A 17,191-nucleotide genomic window follows, 5' to 3' on the forward strand; every position below is an offset into this window, starting at 1 on the left:
ATAGATTAATGACTTGTAAGTCATTGATTTTTAAGTGCTGATAGTGACTTTTCAGTCACTCGGCTACCTTGCTAAGGTCTAATATGCTGCATGTGCGAAAAAAAGTTAAAACGCTAGGGCTCATTTATAGTCGAAAAAAAGATAACCATAAATCGACAGCATAGATGAGCAGATGGACCAAAAAAATAAACTGAATTGACAGGTGCTACTGTGCTAATAAAACGCAACCACGGTGATGAACATCCGTATTGGCCTGCGGGGCCATTTAAAATCCGTTTACCATTTATTCACTATCGCTGGGAAATGGCAGAAACGATCCAAGGTATGGTGATGTTCGTGGTCAGTATGGCCATGATCCCGCTATTGCAAAAATATCTCGGTTTACCTTACGACGTGGCGCTAGCTTATGTTGTTATTTGTGGTATTGGCTTTATGCTGCCTAACCTGTTGGGTGTGCCTTTTGTTCCGGGATGGATTACACCTGCAATTCCTGTAGTACTTCTGTTTGTTGGGCAGTTTGAACCAGGTCCTGATGCGATTCGTGCATTGGTGGCATTACAGTTGATGGTGACTGCGGTATTCCTGTTCATGGGTGTGACTCGCTTAGGTTCTAAGCTGGTGAACAGCATTCCTGATTCGATCAAGGCTGGTATTCTGCTGGGTGCAGGTATTGCTGCGATTACGGGTGAAGTAAGTTCAGGTGGTCGTGCTTTTAATACACCGATCTCTCTGGGTATTGGTGGTCTGATCACTGCTTATGTTTTGTTCTCTCTGTCATTCCGTGATTGGGTGGAAAAACACCGCTGGGCGAAGATCACTGCAGGTTATGGCATGGTGCCAGGTATGCTGATTGCGATGGCGATCGGCTGGGGTGTCGGCGAATACAAACTTCCAGACGTGCAGTTTGGTATCTCTTCTCCAAACTTTGCAGCTATCTGGGACTACCTACCCTTTACTTTGGGGATGCCGGGTATTGATCTGATGATCGCGGCAATTCCAACGGCTATTATCGCGTACATCATTGCGTTTGGTGACATTATTGTCGGTCAGAGTTTGATGAGTCGTGTTGACCATCTGCGTCCTGATGAGAAAATTGAGGTTGACGTTGATCGTGTGCACCTTGTAACAGGTATCCGTAACCTGATGCACTCATTCTTTGCACCTTACCCAGGTTTGGCGGGTCCTTTGTTTACAGGTGCAATGGCGACAATTGCTGAGCGTTATCGCTACGGTCGCAGTGCGATGGACACTATCTACTCTGGTGCAGGTGTATTCTGGATTGTTGGCTTTATCGCACTGTTTGTACTGCCGTTGATTACACTGTTTAAGCCTGTATTGCCGATTGCGTTGTCGATTACGCTGCTGATTACTGGTTATCTGTGTATTGCAGTTGCAGTTGAGCAGATCGACAATGCGACCTCTATGGGTGTTGCTGGTTTAATGGGTGTTGTGCTGGCTGTGCATGGCGCTGCTTGGGGTCTGGGTACAGGTCTAGTGTTGTACTTCTTGATTGAGTACCGCGGCAAGAAAAAGGCAAAAGCAGACGAGCCAATTCATGTGAAAGAAGACGCTAAAGCAGTAGATTAATACTGCGAAAAATGTTTGATATATTTATGGCCCTCTTGTGAAAGCAAGGGGGCCTTTTGTTTTCTAGGAGTAGGCTTAGAGCTTCCAATCTCTAAGATATGTAAAAATGCCGCAATTGCAGCTGGTGCAGTCGCGGCGTGAAGAGCGCATCTTTAATTCAGTTTTTCTGTGATTTTGTAAGGTGTCATCTGGATTAAAATGCCATAACGAGGGTTGTCAATGTAGTGAAGTTCTCCGCTACGCATCTTGCGAGACTGCTTTAGTGCAATAACCTGTTTTGTTTGGAACTGACGCACGCCTAGTGATGAAAGCGCTATGCTAGGTGCAATGTTACCGTTAGATAAGTTCAAGCTTGAAGCTGATTCTGTGTAGGCAGGGAGTGAGGTTTGTCGCTCTGTTTGTATGGGCTCAAACTCGGATAAATACAGCTGTGTTTCAATGTGCAAGTAGCGTGCGACAGAGAGTTGAATAGTACCGTCTAATTCGTAAAAGCCGTCATACTGTTCTCCGCCTTGAATTCGTATCGGCAGACTCTCTGTTTTCTCGTTCATCGGCATATGCCATGCTTGATGGTAGAGTATTCTAAAGTCATTTCTGCGTGACAGTTTTCTTTGTTGTGATGTCAGTTGAAAACGTCCGGGATTATATAAAAAGCGATCGGGCCATAAACCTTGTTGCAAATCGTTAAGCTGCGCTAAATCAAGGTTGTTTTCATCCGCTATAGGTGTGCCTTTAACATCTAATGTCGGACTTTCAGCGTTATTAGACGGGGCCGCCAAACGAATTTTATTAGCATTTCTTAAACGGGCTGCCATGCTGTTTACAGCAGAATCAGGGTAAAGCACTAGATATTTATCCGGTAGCTCAACTTGTGTTTCTTCAGGCCATTTTTCTGATTGCTCGGTATCTGTTTTTTCATAGCTGAAAACAATCATTTCTACGCTGTAGCGACGACCTTGATTGTCAGCTTGAGCCAAAGGGCTAATAACGCTAACGATAGCAGTAGTCAGCAAGGTTGTTTGAATCAGTTTTATCATGGGTTTCATCAAATCTAAACTTAACCTGTATCAGGTTGTTAGTGAGTGCTCAGCTTATCCAGTAGCGCTTCGATAACACTGAATCGTCGCTCGGCTTGGTTCATTAAGTCGGTAAATCGCAGTTTGTTTGCACCTTCCAAGCGATAACGGCTAGGCGCTGACTGTATCATCTTAACAATAGCCAGTGGCTCTACTTTTGTATCTGGCGCAAATTCTAGAGAGCCCATATCTGAACCGCAATCAATTCTGGTAATCCCCAGCGACTCAGCGCGAAGCTTAAGGGCTGTTTGATTGAACAGGTTTTTAGTCGGTTCTGGCAATAAACCAAAGCGATCTATCATTTCTACCTGTAACTCTTTTAGGTCCCGATCATCTTTCGCATTGGCAATACGTTTGTACATCACTAAACGGCTATGGACTTCAGGTAGATAGTCTTCGGGAATAAGTGCAGGGATACGCAGATTGACTTCTATGCCTCGTTGTAATGGTTTATCCAAATCTGGTGTTTTGCCTTGTTTGATGGCTTGTACGGCTTTGTCGAGCATCTCCATATACAAGCTATAACCCACTTGCTCCATCTGGCCACTTTGGCCTTCGCCTAATAACTCACCTGCACCGCGAATCTCCATGTCATGGGTTGCCAGTGTGAAGCCAGCACCTAGGTCTTCGGCCATTGAAATGGCTTCAAGGCGTTTTTCGGCATCAGGTGTGAGCTTTTTGCCTTCAGGGGTCATGAGGTAGGCATAAGCTTGGTGGTGTGATCGACCAACGCGGCCGCGCAGTTGGTGTAGTTGTGCTAAGCCGAATTTATCTGCGCGTTCTATAATAATGGTGTTGGCGCTAGGAATATCGATGCCCGTTTCAATAATAGTGGAGCAAACCAGTACATTAAAACGTTTATGATAAAAGTCTGACATCAGCTGTTCCAGCTGGCGTTCTGGCATCTGACCATGTGCTACACCAATGCGCGCTTCTGGAATTAATACCCTTAAATCTTCGGCTGTATTCTCGATTGTCTTAACTTCATTGTGAAGAAAGTAGACTTGTCCGCCGCGCATAATTTCACGCAATACGGCTTCTTTTATTACAGCGCTGTTATGTTGGCGAACAAAGGTTTTAACCGATAAGCGCTTAGCGGGTGGCGTTGCGATAATTGAGAAATCCCGAATACCTGACATCGCCATATTTAAGGTACGCGGAATAGGCGTTGCGGTCATGGTTAAGATATCAATTTCAGAGCGCAGAGATTTGAGCTTTTCTTTTTGCTGTACACCAAAGCGGTGCTCCTCATCTATGATGAGTAAGCCAATGTCTTTGAAGTTGAGTTCTTTTTGCAGCAATTTATGCGTGCCAATGATGATATCCGCTCGGCCGTTTTCAATGTTTTCTAAAACTACTTTCTGTTCTTTGGCTGATTTAAAGCGCGATAACACTTCAACCTGTACAGGCCAGTCTGCAAAACGATCACGGAAGTTTTCATAATGTTGCTGAGCTAGCAGCGTCGTCGGCACTAAAATGGCCACTTGTTTGCTGCTTTGTACGGCAATAAATGTGGCACGCATCGCTACTTCTGTTTTACCAAAGCCCACATCGCCACAGATCACACGATCCATTGGCTGTTTTGCGATCATGTCCTGCACAACAGCTTGAATAGCGGCCATCTGGTCGGGTGTCTCTTCGAAAGGGAAACCTGCAGAGAACGCCTCGTAAGAGAGGTCTGGTTCTGTATGGGCGAAACCTTTTTTAGCAGCCCGACGAGCATAAATATCGAGCAGTTCAGCAGCAGTATCGCGAATTTTTTCTGCTGTTTTGCGTTTGGCTTTTTCCCACTGTTCTGAGCCTAAACGATGTAGCGGTGCATTGTTGTCACCTGCACCCGAGTAGCGTGAAATCAGGTGTAAAGCGCTGACAGGCACGTAAAGCTTTGCGCCGTCGGCATATTCAAGGGTTAAGAACTCTGCCTTCTGTTTGTCTATTTCGAGCACCTGCAAACCAAGGTAGCGCCCTACACCGTGATCGATATGAACAACAGGCGCGCCCTCTTGTAGCTCTGTTAAGCTGCGAATGGTGTATTCACCAATATCGGTAGCTTTTTGGCGGCGACGGCTTTGGAATACACGTTGGCCAAATAGCTGGCTTTCGCTGATCAGTGTTAGCGCAGGCTCAGTGCAGTGAATCCCCGTCTGTAAGGGGGCAATGGTGATGCCTGTTACAGCATGATCTGCGATATAGCTTTGCCATGTGTCAAACGTTTTCGGGCGGATATTGATGCGAGCCAGTAACTCTATCAGGGCTTCACGTCTGCCTGCCGATTCGGCACAAAACAGCACCCTGCCACTGAACTGTTTAAGATACTGTTGTAATTTATGCAGTGGCGCATCTTGTTTGGCCTCAATACTAAGCTCAGGCGCTGGCTGGAATGCAAGGTTGCTGCGCCCTGCTTTTTCTTCAATGCTTGCTGCGTAAGTTTGAATGCGCGCAAAGCTTTTTAGACGTGAAAAAAGCTTTTCTATGGGTAGAAACAGTTGTTGCGGAGGCAAAATCGGTCGCTGAATATCATAGCGACGGTCTTCGTAACGGCGTTCGATTTCATGCCAAAAAGCTCTAGCTGCATCTTCTAGGCCTGCGCTGGTGACCAGAAGGGTTTGCTCTGGAAGATAGGTAAAAATATCCGCTGTGTCAGTAAAAAATAGCGGTAGGTAATACTCTAAGCCTGGTGATGCAATGCCTTTGCTAACATCTTGATAGATCGGGCACTGTTTGAAATCTATATCAAATTGCGCTTGAAACTGTTGCTTAAACTGTTTGATGCCATTGCTATCTAATGGGTATTCCTGTGCAGGTAAAATACGCACTTCGTTAATTTTATCTTCTGAGCGCTGTGTTTCAGGATCAAAGGTGCGTAATGTTTCAATCTCGTTGTCGAAAAGATCTATGCGAATAGGTTGGTCTGCACCCATCGGAAATAGATCCATGAGCGCGCCGCGTAAAGCGAACTCACCATGATGATATACATTATCAACGCAGTGATAGCCTGCTTGCTCAAGCTGGTTGCGCACTTTTAATGGGTCAAATACTTGCCCTGCTTTTAATAGAAAAGTTGAGCCTGCAACATAGGATGCAGGTGCTAAGCGTTGAATAAGTGTAGACGCAGGAGCAACCAGCACACCTTGGTTTAGGTGTGGTAACTGGAATAAGACTTTCAAGCGCTCAGAGATAATATCCTGATGTGGGGAAAACGCATCATATGGCAATGTTTCCCAGTCGGGTAAGCGCAGAGTCGGAATTGTTTTGGGCAGGAAGAATGTCAGTAACTCAACTAGTTGCTCGGCATCATTTTGGCTATCGGCAACAACAAAAAGTAACCCATTATGTTGTTGGGCTAAGGCTGCAATTGAAAGGGCTAAAGCGTCGCCAGAAAGATTACCCCAATGCTTAATATCGCCATCTTTTTTGGGGATGCTGCTGCTTTGAAGCTGCAAATACATGATATTGTTCCATATTCCTGTTTGGAAAGCCTTAAATGCTCAAGCTGGCTTTAAGTTGTCTGTATCGTTCGTATGCTGAGCGCTTGATTAGAGTTGCTAAGTCTAAGGGTTCGGTTGGCAATGTAAAATAGTGAATGTTGTTTGCAACCTTTTTTAACTGTTTTTTTGAACAGCTCTTTGGGGCGGGAGCTTTATTTTAAATAGGTATAGCCTCCAAACTACTTCTTAGGTATAGGCGTCTTTTGGGTATTTTAGCTGTGTAGTCAGGCGTCTAAATAGACTTTCGCCGTAAATTAAGCATAAAAGTGACGTTAAAATTTGCCTCTTGCGCATTCAGCTTCCATAATACGGGCGCATTTTTTCGGTTGATATTGTTCTGATTAAAGTGAGGCCACACGTGAGTCAAGAAATGTTAGATAACTGTTTCCAAGATTGGCAGGAGCGCGAAGCTCTGGCTGAAGCCATGATCCCGCTGATCGGTCAGTTGTATCGTAAAAACAATGTGGTGACATCATTGTATGGCCGCGCGATGGTCAATCAGTCGGTAATCCGTATTCTGAAAGATCACCGCTTTGTTCGTCAGGTAGAAGGCACTGAGCTTTCTGTGCGCGATACATTCCCAATCGTTGAAATTCTATCTCGCCTGAACTTGGGTCCAGCTCATGTTGATATTGGTAAGCTGGCTGTTAAGTTCAAATCAGAAGGTGCGGCGGATCTAGAAGCCTTTATTCGTGCAGAGCTAGCGGCCTCTATTGATCAGCATACGCCTGATAGTAATTCAAAAAGCAAAGATGTTGTGCTGTACGGTTTTGGTCGTATCGGACGTCTTTTAGCTCGTATCCTAGTTGAGAAAGCAGGTGGCGGAAGCTTACTGCGTCTGCGTGCAATTGTTGTGCGTGGCGGTAAAGCAGGCGATCTGCAGAAGCGTGCAAGCTTGTTGCGTCGTGACTCTGTGCACGGCTCATTCCAAGGTACGATTACAGTTGATGAAGAGGCAAAAGCGCTGATCATTAACGGTAACTATGTACAAGTGATCTATGCCAACTCTCCAGCGGAAGTGGATTACACCAAATACGGTATCAACGATGCTGTAGTGGTTGATAACACGGGTATGTGGCGTGATGCGGAAGGCCTAGGTCAGCACTTGGCTTGCAATGGTGCTTCTCGCGTATTGTTAACTGCTCCGGGTAAAGGCGATATCAAAAATATCGTACACGGCATCAACAGTGACTCTATTGAAGAGACTGATAAAATTTTGTCAGCCGCTTCTTGTACCACCAACGCAATCGTACCTGTGCTGAAAGCAATTACCGACAAGTATGGTATTGAGCACGGCCACGTTGAAACAGTGCATGCGTTTACTAACGACCAGAACTTGATCGATAACTTCCATAAGGCGTCTCGTCGCGGTCGTGCTGCGCCATTAAATATGGTGATCACGGAAACAGGTGCTGCATCTGCTGCGGCTAAGGCATTGCCTTCTCTGAAGGGTAAACTGACAGGTAACGCGATTCGTGTACCAACGCCAAATGTGTCTATGGCGATCTTGAATCTGACGCTAACCAACGGTACTACTGTTGAGGAAGTGAATGATTATCTGCGTGATGTATCTTTGCACTCTGGTTTGCAAAAGCAGATTGATTACATTAAGTCTCAAGAAGTAGTGTCTTCTGACTTCGTGGGTAACCGTCACGCAGGTATTGTAGATGGTGAAGCCACTATTGCTAACGGCAAGCAAGTTGTACTTTATGTTTGGTACGATAACGAGTTTGGCTATAGCTGTCAGGTTGTGCGTATTCTGCAACAGATGTCTAATGTTCAGTTTCAGCACTATCCGGCCCGTTAATTAACTCTATTATTGAGTGAGTTATCGGAAGGGTTGAAAAAAGCCTGCATAAGTAGTTATGCAGGCTTTTTGTTTTTTTGCAGATTTTTAGAGATTTTCTTTTTCAGAATATAGTCGAACTTATCCGATAATCGCAGCAAGATGACTTACTTATATTGCATTGCAGAAAAATAGTGCGCCTTCCTTGTGGCAAAATGTCACACCCTTCGGTGGTAATGCAGTTGTCAGGTCTTTATAATACGTGCGATTTTGGGGAGTGGTCTTGATGGGCAGATTAAGACTCACTGAACAGTAAAGACTGTTGCAAAAATATTCTTTGGTCTAGAACTGTTCTGCTTCTGGATCGGATAAAGCTTTATTTTTCAAATAATAACTAAGTGATTGGGCGAGACGTATGATTAAAATCAAACGCGGCCTTGATCTACCTTTGGCCGGAGCACCTAAGCAAAGCATCCATGATGCAGCAAGGGTGAGCACGGTCGCTGTGCTTGGACCTGACTATGTAGGTATGAAACCTACAATGGCGGTCAAAGTTGGCGATCAGGTCAAAATGGGTCAAGAGCTCTTCAGTGATAAGAAAAACCCAGGTGTGAAATACACTGCTCCTGCCGCAGGTGAGGTCGTTGCTGTAAATCGCGGTGAACGCCGTGTACTGCAATCGGTTGTCATCAAGATAGCTGCAAAGGAAGAGAAAGTTCAGTTTGCAAAATTTGCTCAAAACCAGCTTTCAGGTTTAAGTCGTGAGCAAGTGCAAGAGAATCTGGTTGAGTCAGGCTTGTGGACTGCATTACGCACTCGTCCATTTAGCAAGGCACCTGCCGTAGGCTCTGTACCTAACTCAATTTTTGTTACCGCAATTGATACTCATCCTCTAGCGGCAGATCCTGCTGTTGTGCTTAAAGGCAAAGATGCTGAGTTCCAAGCAGGCTTAACATTACTGTCACGTCTAACGGACGGTAAAGTGTTTGTGTGTAAGGCAGCAGGTGCTGCTATTCCTGCACAAAGCTCAGGCTCTGTTGTAGTTGAAGAGTTTGAAGGTGTTCACCCAGCAGGTTTGGCGGGTACGCACATTCACTTTTTAGATCCAGTAAGCAGCTCGAAAACTGTTTGGTCTATCGGTTATCAGGATGTTGTGGCAATCGGCCAACTGTTTACAACAGGTGAGTTGAACGCTGAGCGTGTGATTGCAATCGGTGGTCCGGAAGCTAAGTCACCGCGTTTATTGAAAACTCGTCTAGGTGCTAACTTAGAAGAGATCAGTAAAGGCGAAGTGAGCAACCGTGATCAAGTGCGTTTGATCTCGGGGTCTGTTTTCGGTGGTCGTACTGCTAATGGTGCGCTGTCGTTCTTAGGCCGTTTTCATAATCAGTTAAGTATCCTACTTGAAGGTACTCAGCGTGATTTTATCGGCTGGTTATCTCCAGGTGCGAACAAGCACTCTGTATTGAATATTTATCTATCTAAGCTGTTGGGATTGAAGGACTTTGCGCCATCAACTAACACTAACGGTAGTGAGCGTGCAATGGTGCCTGTTGGATCTTATGAGCGTGTAATGCCTTTAGATATTCTACCTACCCATTTGTTGCGTAGCTTGATTGTAAGCGACATTGAAACAGCAATGACACTGGGCTGTTTAGAATTGGACGAAGAAGATTTGGCGCTGTGCACTTATGCATGCCCAGGCAAATACGAATATGGTCCAATTCTACGCAACAATCTCACCATGATTGAGAAGGAGGGTTGATAGATGGGCATGAGACAATTCCTAGATAATATCGAACCTCACTTCCATAAAGGCGGCAAGTACGAAAGTTGGTACGCCTTATATGAAGCGGTCGATACAATCTTTTATTCGCCAGGCTCAACTACCAATAACACGGCACATATCCGTGATGGTGTAGACCTGAAGCGTATGATGATTACTGTTTGGTTCTGTGCTTTCCCTGCCATGTTCTTTGGTATGTGGAACGCGGGTTACCAAGCAAACCTTGCAATGGATCAGATGGGGCTTGCGGCAGCTGAAGGCTGGCGTGGTGCTTTGATTGGTATGTTTGCTGGTTATGATGTGAATAGCATTTGGGACAATATGATCCACGGTGCGATGTACTTCCTACCTATCTATGCGGTGACTTTCATCGTGGGTGGTTTCTGGGAAGTATTGTTCGCGATGAAGCGTGGTCATGAGGTGAACGAAGGTTTCTTCGTAACTTCTATCCTGTTTGCACTGACACTACCGCCGACCATTCCATTATGGCAAGTTGCCCTAGGCATCAGCTTTGGTGTTGTGGTTGCTAAAGAAGTGTTTGGTGGTACTGGTAAAAACTTCCTAAACCCTGCATTAGCGGGTCGTGCCTTCCTGTACTTTGCTTATCCTGCACAAATTTCAGGTGATGCAGTATGGACAGCGGTTGATGGCTTTACGGGCGCAACTGCACTGGGTGTTGCCGCTGCTGGTGGTATGGAGCAACTGACCAGCACACTGACTTGGATGGATGCCTTTATTGGTGTGATGCCAGGTTCTGTTGGTGAGACTTCAACTCTGGCGATTATGATTGGTGGCCTATTCTTACTGGCAACTCGTATCGCTTCTTGGCGTATTGTTCTGGGTGTGCTGATCGGCGTGTTTGCACTAAGTACATTACTGAATCTATTGGGCTCTGATACTAATCCGATGTTTGCAATGCCTTGGCATTGGCACTTTGTGATTGGTGGTCTGGCGTTTGGTATGTTCTTTATGGCAACCGACCCTGTATCCGCTTCAATGACTAACACAGGTAAAATCTGGTTTGGTATCTTAATCGGTGTGATGACGGTACTGATCCGAGTGATCAACCCTGCGTTCCCAGAGGGTATTATGCTAGCAATTCTGTTTGCTAACTTATTTGCCCCGTTTATCGACCACTTCGTGGTTCAGGCTAACGTCAAACGGAGAATGATGCGCAATGTCTAGCAGCAATGATTCTATCAAAAAGACGCTAACGGTAGCTTTGCTACTGTGTATCGTCTGCTCCGTGATTGTGTCCGGCGCAGCCGTAGTCTTCAAAAAACAACAGCAAGCGAACAAAGATTTGGATCGTAAGACCAATATTCTTGCCGCTGCTGGCCTACTACAACCAGGCAAAAGTGTTGACGAGCTATTTGCTCAGATTAAACCACGTGTGGTTGATCTGAACTCTGGTGAATACGCCTCTAAGCTAAATGTAAACACTTACGACCAGCTGAAAGCAGCTAAAGATCCGGCAATGTCAAAAGCACTGTCTAATAGTGAAGATATTGCAGGTATCAAGCGTCGTGAAAACTTTGCGACCGTTTATCTAGTAGAAAAAGACGGCAAACTTGACCGTATTATTCTACCCGTTCGCGGCTATGGCTTATGGTCAACTCTGCACGGTTTCTTAGCTTTAGAAGCTGATGCGAATACAGTAATCGGTTTAGGTTTCTACCAACATGCTGAGACTCCTGGTCTAGGTGGTGAAGTGGATAACCCTAAATGGAAAGCGCTATGGCCAGGCAAGAAAGTCTACGCTGACGACAGCATGACACCTGCCGTTGAAGTGGTGAAAGGTTCTGTTGATCCTTCAGCTTCTGATGCAGTGTTCAAAGTTGACGGCCTATCTGGTGCAACTTTAACCAGTCGTGGTGTTAGTCATCTGGTGCAATACTGGATGGGGCAAGAGGGCTTTGGTCCTTATCTGAATAAAATTCGTAAGGAAGGAGTATAAAAATGGCTGATACTCCAAAGGGCGTTTTAGTCACGCCAATTTTTGCTAACAACCCTATTGCACTACAGATTCTTGGTATCTGTTCTGCGCTAGCGGTAACGACTAACCTGAACACTGCAATGGTGATGGGTATAGCGGTGTCATTGGTAACGGCTTTCTCAAGCATGTTCATCTCGATGATCCGTAACCACATTCCTAGCAGCATCCGTATTATTGTACAGATGACGATTATTGCCTCTTTGGTAATCGTTGTGGATCAGTTGCTGAAGGCTTATGCATACGAGACCAGTAAATCGCTCTCGGTATTCGTAGGTTTGATCATCACCAACTGTATCGTTATGGGTCGTGCAGAAGCTTATGCTATGAAAAATGGCCCAGTGATGAGCTTCTTAGACGGTATCGGTAACGGTGCAGGCTATACAGTTGTACTGTTATTCGTTGGTTTTGTGCGTGAGCTATTTGGCTCAGGCAGCCTATTTGGCATCCAGTTGCTGGAGAAAATCAACGACGGCGGTTGGTATCTACCTAACGGTATGATGCTACTACCACCTTCTGCATTCTTTATTATTGCAGGCTTCATTTGGTTGCTGCGTACGATGCAACCAAAACAAAATGAAGCGGCAGACTTCAAGATTGCACCTAATACCCAAGCTAAGGAGGCAGTATAATGTTTGAGTATTATCTAAGCCTTTTTGTTAAAGCGGTGTTCGTTGAGAACATGGCTTTGGCATTCTTCTTGGGCATGTGTACCTTCCTTGCAGTTTCGAAAAAAGTTGAAGCAGCACTGGGTCTGGGTATCGCGGTTGTTGTTGTTCAGGTGATCACGGTTCCAGTGAATAACCTGATTTTCCACTACCTGCTACGTGAAGGCGCACTGACTTGGACTGGAATGGAAGGTGCTGAGTCAATCGACTTGAGCTTCCTAGGTTACTTGAGCTATATCGGCGTAATTGCGGCGATGGTTCAGATCATGGAAATGTTCCTTGATAAGTACGTGCCAGCTCTATACAACGCGCTAGGCGTATTCTTACCACTGATTACAGTAAACTGCGCGATTTTAGGTGCGTCGCTGTTCATGGTAGAGCGTGACTATACCTTTGGTGAGTCTGTTGTATACGGTACAGGCGCTGGTGTGGGTTGGGCGTTAGCGATTGTTGCGCTAGCGGGTATCCGTGAAAAACTGAAGTACAGTGATGTTCCTGCAGGCTTACAAGGTTTAGGTATTACCTTCGTAACTGTAGGTTTGATGTCTTTAGGCTTTATGTCTTTCTCAGGCGTTCAGCTGTAATCAGTTTACGGAATTTAGGACAAAAAGGTTCAGAACATGGTTGATTCACAACTTATTGTGCTGGGCGTAGTCATGTTCACCGTAGTGGTAATCTCACTCGTTATGGTGATTCTGGCCGCACGCAGCAAGCTGGTTAGCAGTGGCGATGTCACTGTAACCATCAACGGTGAACATAAAATCACTACGGCAGCAGGCGACAAATTGCTGCAAACTCTAGCAGGTAAAGGCATCTTCCTTTCCTCTGCTTGTGGTGGCGGTGGTTCATGCGCACAGTGTAAATGTAAAGTGCTTGAGGGTGGCGGTTCTATTCTGCCAACTGAGCAGTCTCACTTCACAATGGGTGAGCAAAAAGAAGGCTGGCGTCTGTCTTGCCAAGTCCCTGTTAAGCAGGACATGGTCGTAGAAGTTGACGAAGAAGTGTTCGGTGTACAGAAGTGGGAATGTACGGTTGAGTCTAACCCGAACGTTGCCACCTTTATTAAAGAGCTGACACTGCGTCTGCCTGAAGGTGAAAACGTGAACTTCCGCGCAGGTGGTTATGTTCAGTTGGAAGCTCCGGCGCACACGGTTCACTATAAAGACTTTGATATTGATAAAGAATATCACCCAGATTGGGATAAGTTTAACATTTGGAAGTACGTGTCTAAGGTTGAAGAACCTGTGATCCGTGCTTACTCAATGGCAAACTATCCTGAAGAGGAAGGTATTGTTAAGTTCAATATCCGTATCGCTTCGCCACCACCGGGTCGTGATGAGTTGCCACCAGGTCAAATGTCATCTTATGTGTTTAGCCTGAAACCAGGCGATAAGATCACAGTATACGGACCATTTGGTGAGTTCTTCGCTCGTGACACTGACAACGAAATGGTGTTCATTGGTGGTGGTGCAGGTATGGCGCCAATGCGCTCTCACATCTTCGATCAGCTGAAGCGTTTGAAGTCAACGCGTAAGATCTCTTTCTGGTACGGTGCACGTTCTATGCGTGAAGCGTTCTATGTAGAAGAGTTCGATAAACTGCAAGAAGAGAATCCAAACTTCAAGTGGCATCTGGCACTGTCGGACCCGCTGCCGGAAGACAACTGGACTGGTTACACAGGTTTCATTCACAACGTACTGTACGAGAACTATCTGCGTGATCACGAAGCACCAGAAGATTGTGAATACTACATGTGTGGCCCACCTATGATGAACGCAGCAGTGATTCAGATGCTGCTGAACTTGGGTGTTGAGCGTGAAAACATCCTATTGGATGACTTCGGTGGTTAATGAATGACATACGTGCAATCTGTTGTTTCGGCACTGATTTTACGTAGCATGGGAGGGCTGGCTCTAATTGGGCTGGCCCTTCTTGCTGGTTGCAAGCCTGCTCCAGTGCAGCAGCAATTTACCGGCTCAATTATGGGGACGAGTTATCACGTCTCTGTGATTATGCCGTCTGATGACTCCGCTGAACGCGATAAAATAGCGCAAGGTATTCATCAAACCCTAGTTGATATTGACTTGAAAATGTCGACATACAAACCCGAATCAGAGCTTTCTCGATTTAATCGTGCACAGCCTGATGAATGGTTTGCCGTTTCAGATAAAACCGCACAAGTTGTGCGCGAAGCATTATCGATTTCTCAGCTCAGTGGTGGTGCCTTTGATGTCACCGTTGGGCCTCTTGTGAACTTGTGGGGATTTGGCCCCGATCACAGACCCAGTCGAACCCCTAGCGAAGCAATGCTAGCTGAAGCATTCCAGCGTGTGGGCTATCAGGCCGTGCAAGCTCGGCTCGCAGACCCTCTTCAAACCCCTGAAACCGCACTGTTGAAATCTAAAGCGGTTTATATTGACCTTTCAGCCATTGCAAAAGGTTATGCCGTTGATCAAGTGGCGGATTATTTGACCGCGCAGCAACTTAATCAATTCATGGTAGAAGTGGGCGGGGAAATTCGCGTAAAAGGCTTAAAGCCAGATGGAAAACCTTGGCGTATTGCCATAGAGAAGCCGATCTCAGATGGGCAGGTAGTACAAAGTGTCATTGGCGTGACTGATATTAGTATCGCCACCTCTGGCAGCTATCGCAACTATTTCGAGTTTGAAGGGCAGCGCTATTCTCATACCATAGACCCTAAAACAGGTCGGCCAATTACTCATAAGCTGGCTTCGGTTACAGTGTTGCATCCAAACAGCTCAACGGCAGACGCTTTGGCAACGACTTTGATGGTATTAGGGCCAGAAGCAGGTTTTAATTTTGCACAACAACACCAATTAGCGGTCTATATGTTGGTAAAATCAGACAGAGGTTTTGATGAATTGCAAACCTCAGAATTTAAAGCATTAGTACGATAATCTTAGAGGACTCTCCCATGACAACACTTATTTTAGCCTTTGCTCTTATTGCCTTGATTATCACTGGCATGGCGGTTGGTGTTTTGTTTGGTCGCAAGCCGATAGCGGGTTCTTGTGGTGGCATGAGTGCCATCGGCATGATTTCTGATTGCGATATCTGTGGCGGCAACAAAGACATTTGCGACACAGAACAAGAGAAAAAAACGGCAAAACTGGCCAAAACAAATGGCGCTGACCTCGCTTATGATGCAATGCAGAATGCGAAATCGAGCAAATAAGCTCAAAATAGCGCTGCAAGTATTGGCAAACCCAAGTAGAACGTGAATAAAAAATATAGATAACAATAACGTACGCTGCGAAAGCATAATTGATGACAATGACCAATCAGTCCACATTGTAGGCACAGATGGGGATCAGGCATAGTCAGTCTGGCGACGACAGTTAGGGAGTTATTTGGCGACAATGGCTGTTTATAATTACGATGTAGTAGTGATAGGTACAGGGCCTGCGGGTGAAGGCGCGGCAATGAACGCAGCAAAACACGGCAAACGTGTGGCGGTTGTTGAGATGCAAAGCTCTGTTGGTGGAAACTGTACACACAAAGGAACCATTCCTTCAAAAGCATTGCGTCACGCGGTTAAGCAGATTATTCAGTTCAATACGAACCGTATGTTCCGCGACATTGGCGAGCCGCGCTGGTTCTCATTTCCCAAAGTCCTTGAGCGTTCTCAGCGTGTGATTGAGCGTCAGGTGCAGTTGCGTACCAACTTTTATGCTCGCAACCGCATTGATGTCTATTTTGGCAAGGCACGTTTCTTAGACTCTCATACGATTATTGTGCGAGACCCTCATAACGGCTCTGAAGAGCTGCGCGCACAGAAAATTGTGATCGCTTCTGGCTCTCGCCCTTATCTACCGAAAGATATTAACTTCCGTCATCCACGGATCTATTGCAGTGATACGGTGCTCACACTTGGCCATACACCTCGTCGCCTGATCATTTATGGTGCTGGTGTTATTGGCTGTGAGTATGCCTCTATATTCAGTGGATTAGGCGTTAAGGTTGATCTAATTGACAACCGAGATCGTTTACTGTCATTCCTTGATGATGAAATCTCTGATGCTCTAAGCTACCACCTGCGTAACAACGGTGTACTGATTCGTCATAATGAAGAGTATGCCAAGGTTGAGGCGGATGAGCAGGGTGTGACGATGCACCTTAAGTCAGGTAAAAAACTACGTGCCGATGCCTTCCTATGGTGTAACGGACGTACTGGCAACACGGATGACATTGGTTTGGATTTGGTTGGTTTAGAAGCTAACAGCCGTGGTCAATTAGAAGTTGATGAGCACTACCGTACATCAGTGGAACATATCTACGCCGTTGGTGATGTGATCGGCTGGCCTGCTTTGGCAAGTGCAGCTTACGACCAAGGTCGCTCAGCAGCAGCGGATATCTTAGACGATGAAGAGTTCCGATTTGTCAATGAGGTACCTGCAGGGATCTATACCATTCCAGAAATCAGCTCTGTAGGTCAAACGGAGCGTGAGCTAACAGAAGCCAAAGTTCCTTATGAGGTAGGACAAGCCTTCTTCAAGGATACCGCCCGTGCTCAAATCACAGGTGAAACCACAGGCATGTTAAAAATCCTATTCCACCGTGAAACCTTAGAGTTGCTGGGTATTCACTGTTTTGGTGACCAGTCCTCAGAAATTGTTCACATTGGTCAGGCAATTATGAATCAGAAAGGTGAGGGCAATACGATTAAGTATTTCCTAAACAATACCTTTAACTACCCAACGATGGCGGAAGCCTATCGTGTTGCTGCGTTAAATGGATTGAACCGTATTTTCTAATCGGTTATCTATTCCGTCCCAAAACAAGGCTC

The 17,191-nt window shown here is 45.8% G+C and carries 13 protein-coding genes; 11 read left to right on the forward strand and 2 right to left on the reverse strand.

All coding sequences use genetic code 11. From position 1 onward, the window contains the following. Window positions 1-210: 210 nt before the first annotated feature. Window positions 211-1,587 (forward strand): xanthine/uracil/vitamin C permease, encoded by a 1,377-nt coding sequence (locus B5D26_RS05285; protein WP_078744680.1) that lies wholly within the window; start codon window positions 211-213, stop codon window positions 1,585-1,587. Between the two features lie 152 nt (window positions 1,588-1,739). Here the strand turns inward: B5D26_RS05285 and B5D26_RS05290 are convergent, their stop codons facing one another. Both B5D26_RS05290 and mfd read right to left on the reverse strand, forming a co-directional pair. After that, a complete protein-coding gene (locus B5D26_RS05290) occupies window positions 1,740-2,633 on the reverse strand; it encodes a CsiV family protein (protein WP_078744681.1) in 894 nt (297 codons plus the stop codon). Between the two features lie 29 nt (window positions 2,634-2,662). Beyond that, window positions 2,663-6,112 carry a transcription-repair coupling factor gene (gene mfd, locus B5D26_RS05295; RefSeq protein ID WP_078744682.1) on the reverse strand — a complete coding sequence of 1,150 codons (3,450 nt, stop codon included), beginning with the start codon at window positions 6,110-6,112 and terminating at the stop codon, window positions 2,663-2,665. Window positions 6,113-6,509: 397 nt separating this feature from the next. Here mfd and B5D26_RS05300 point away from each other — a divergent pair, with 397 nt between their 5' ends. From B5D26_RS05300 to sthA, 10 genes are all read left to right on the forward strand, one after another. Continuing rightward, the gene (locus B5D26_RS05300) at window positions 6,510-7,958 is read left to right on the forward strand and encodes a glyceraldehyde-3-phosphate dehydrogenase (RefSeq protein WP_078744683.1); all 1,449 of its coding nucleotides are present in this window, start codon (window positions 6,510-6,512) and stop codon (window positions 7,956-7,958) included. A 394-nt stretch (window positions 7,959-8,352) separates the two neighbouring features. Next, the gene (locus B5D26_RS05305; RefSeq protein ID WP_078744684.1) at window positions 8,353-9,702 is read left to right on the forward strand and encodes a Na(+)-translocating NADH-quinone reductase subunit A; all 1,350 of its coding nucleotides are present in this window, start codon (window positions 8,353-8,355) and stop codon (window positions 9,700-9,702) included. 3 nt (window positions 9,703-9,705) lie between these two features. After that, window positions 9,706-10,908 carry an NADH:ubiquinone reductase (Na(+)-transporting) subunit B gene (locus tag B5D26_RS05310; RefSeq protein WP_078744685.1) on the forward strand — a complete coding sequence of 401 codons (1,203 nt, stop codon included), beginning with the start codon at window positions 9,706-9,708 and terminating at the stop codon, window positions 10,906-10,908. Then, window positions 10,901-11,680, forward strand: coding sequence for a Na(+)-translocating NADH-quinone reductase subunit C (locus B5D26_RS05315; protein WP_078744686.1), 780 nt, complete (start codon window positions 10,901-10,903; stop codon window positions 11,678-11,680). Before B5D26_RS05310 ends, B5D26_RS05315 begins: the two co-directional genes overlap by 8 nt. A 2-nt stretch (window positions 11,681-11,682) precedes the next feature. Then, a complete protein-coding gene (locus B5D26_RS05320; RefSeq protein WP_078744687.1) occupies window positions 11,683-12,348 on the forward strand; it encodes an NADH:ubiquinone reductase (Na(+)-transporting) subunit D in 666 nt (221 codons plus the stop codon). Beyond that, window positions 12,348-12,968 carry an NADH:ubiquinone reductase (Na(+)-transporting) subunit E gene (nqrE, locus tag B5D26_RS05325; protein ID WP_078744688.1) on the forward strand — a complete coding sequence of 207 codons (621 nt, stop codon included), beginning with the start codon at window positions 12,348-12,350 and terminating at the stop codon, window positions 12,966-12,968. Before B5D26_RS05320 ends, nqrE begins: the two co-directional genes overlap by 1 nt. A gap of 36 nt (window positions 12,969-13,004) precedes the next feature. Further along, complete coding sequence (nqrF, locus tag B5D26_RS05330) at window positions 13,005-14,234, forward strand: NADH:ubiquinone reductase (Na(+)-transporting) subunit F (RefSeq protein ID WP_078744689.1); 1,230 nt, start codon at window positions 13,005-13,007, stop codon at window positions 14,232-14,234. Window positions 14,235-14,237: 3 nt separating this feature from the next. Further along, entirely contained in the window at window positions 14,238-15,302 is a 1,065-nt protein-coding gene (locus tag B5D26_RS05335; protein WP_078744690.1) for an FAD:protein FMN transferase, read from the forward strand. 17 nt (window positions 15,303-15,319) lie between these two features. Next, window positions 15,320-15,580, forward strand: a complete 261-nt coding sequence (nqrM, locus tag B5D26_RS05340) for a (Na+)-NQR maturation NqrM (protein ID WP_078744691.1) — start codon at window positions 15,320-15,322, stop codon at window positions 15,578-15,580. Between the two features lie 184 nt (window positions 15,581-15,764). Further along, window positions 15,765-17,159, forward strand: coding sequence for a Si-specific NAD(P)(+) transhydrogenase (gene sthA / locus B5D26_RS05345; RefSeq protein WP_078744692.1), 1,395 nt, complete (start codon window positions 15,765-15,767; stop codon window positions 17,157-17,159). The last annotated feature ends 32 nt before the right edge of the window (window positions 17,160-17,191 follow it).

The sequence above is a fragment of the Oceanospirillum multiglobuliferum genome, assembly GCF_900167095.1.
In the GTDB taxonomy this organism is placed as follows: Bacteria; Pseudomonadota; Gammaproteobacteria; order Pseudomonadales; family Halomonadaceae; genus Oceanospirillum; species Oceanospirillum multiglobuliferum.

Excerpts from the sequence above, each read along its gene's own strand:
- B5D26_RS05290 (WP_078744681.1), bottom strand. The coding sequence starts at position 2,633 with ATGAAACCCATGATAAAACTGATTCAAACAACCTTGCTGACTACTGCT.
- mfd (WP_078744682.1), bottom strand. The coding sequence starts at position 6,112 with ATGTATTTGCAGCTTCAAAGCAGCAGCATCCCCAAAAAAGATGGCGAT.
- B5D26_RS05305 (WP_078744684.1), top strand. The coding sequence starts at position 8,353 with ATGATTAAAATCAAACGCGGCCTTGATCTACCTTTGGCCGGAGCACCT.
- B5D26_RS05310 (WP_078744685.1), top strand. The coding sequence starts at position 9,706 with ATGGGCATGAGACAATTCCTAGATAATATCGAACCTCACTTCCATAAA.
- B5D26_RS05315 (WP_078744686.1), top strand. The coding sequence starts at position 10,901 with ATGTCTAGCAGCAATGATTCTATCAAAAAGACGCTAACGGTAGCTTTG.
- B5D26_RS05320 (WP_078744687.1), top strand. The coding sequence starts at position 11,683 with ATGGCTGATACTCCAAAGGGCGTTTTAGTCACGCCAATTTTTGCTAAC.
- nqrE (WP_078744688.1), top strand. The coding sequence starts at position 12,348 with ATGTTTGAGTATTATCTAAGCCTTTTTGTTAAAGCGGTGTTCGTTGAG.
- nqrF (WP_078744689.1), top strand. The coding sequence starts at position 13,005 with ATGGTTGATTCACAACTTATTGTGCTGGGCGTAGTCATGTTCACCGTA.
- B5D26_RS05335 (WP_078744690.1), top strand. The coding sequence starts at position 14,238 with ATGACATACGTGCAATCTGTTGTTTCGGCACTGATTTTACGTAGCATG.
- nqrM (WP_078744691.1), top strand. The coding sequence starts at position 15,320 with ATGACAACACTTATTTTAGCCTTTGCTCTTATTGCCTTGATTATCACT.
- sthA (WP_078744692.1), top strand. The coding sequence starts at position 15,765 with ATGGCTGTTTATAATTACGATGTAGTAGTGATAGGTACAGGGCCTGCG.